Annotated in this window: 1 protein-coding gene; it reads right to left on the bottom strand. The window is 47.6% G+C overall.

Annotation, left to right across the window (positions count from 1 at the left end):
- Nucleotides 1–1,177: elongation factor Tu (gene tuf, locus PL85_RS17875; RefSeq protein WP_215809363.1), on the bottom strand; the 1,177-nt coding region annotated here is incomplete at both ends.

The raw sequence follows: 1,177 nt of genomic DNA, 5'->3' as shown, positions 1-1,177 counted from the left end.
GAATGTATAGCAACAACACCAGCACCTACTGTACGACCACCTTCACGGATCGCGAAACGTAGACCTTCATCCATCGCGATTGGAGCGATTAGCTCTACAACCATTTGGATGTTGTCACCTGGCATTACCATCTCTACGCCTTCTGGTAGAGAGATATCGCCTGTTACGTCCGTTGTACGGAAGTAGAACTGTGGACGGTAGCCTTTGAAGAACGGTGTATGACGGCCGCCTTCATCTTTAGACAGTACATACACTTCTGACTCGAACTTAGTGTGTGGAGTGATTGAACCTGGTTTCGCTAGTACTTGACCACGTTCTACTTCATCACGCTTAGTACCACGTAGAAGTGCACCAACGTTCTCACCTGCACGACCTTCGTCAAGCAGCTTACGGAACATCTCAACACCTGTACAAGTCGTTGTGATTGTGTCTTTGATACCAATGATCGCAACTTCGTCACCTACACGTAGGATACCGCGCTCGATACGGCCAGTTACTACTGTACCACGACCTTGGATTGAGAATACGTCTTCGATTGGTAGTAGGAATGCTTGGTCTACTGCACGCTCAGGCTCTGGAATGTAAGTGTCTAGCGCTTCAGCAAGTTCAATGATTTTCGCTTCCCACTGCTCTTCGCCGTTTAGTGCGCCTAGTGCAGAACCTTGGATAACTGGTAGGTCATCACCTGGGAAATCGTACTCAGATAGAAGCTCACGAACTTCCATTTCTACTAGCTCTAGAAGCTCTTCATCATCAACCATGTCACATTTGTTCATGAATACGATGATGTAAGGAATACCAACTTGGCGACCAAGTAGGATGTGCTCACGAGTTTGTGGCATTGGGCCATCTGTTGCAGCAACAACTAGAATACCGCCGTCCATTTGCGCAGCACCTGTGATCATGTTTTTAACATAGTCAGCGTGTCCTGGGCAGTCTACGTGTGCGTAGTGGCGTGCTGGTGTATCGTACTCTACGTGAGAAGTATTGATTGTAATACCGCGCTCGCGCTCTTCTGGAGCATTATCGATAGACGCGAAGTCTTTCGCTTCACCACCGTACACTTTTGCAAGTGTAGTACAGATAGCAGCAGTTAGAGTTGTTTTACCGTGGTCAACGTGGCCGATAGTACCAACGTTTACGTGCGGTTTCGTACGTTCAAATTTTGCTTTAGACA

The sequence above is a fragment of the Vibrio anguillarum genome (genome assembly GCF_001989995.2).
Taxonomy (GTDB): domain Bacteria; phylum Pseudomonadota; class Gammaproteobacteria; order Enterobacterales; family Vibrionaceae; genus Vibrio; species Vibrio anguillarum.
This window is presented reverse-complemented; position numbering and strand designations above follow the sequence as displayed.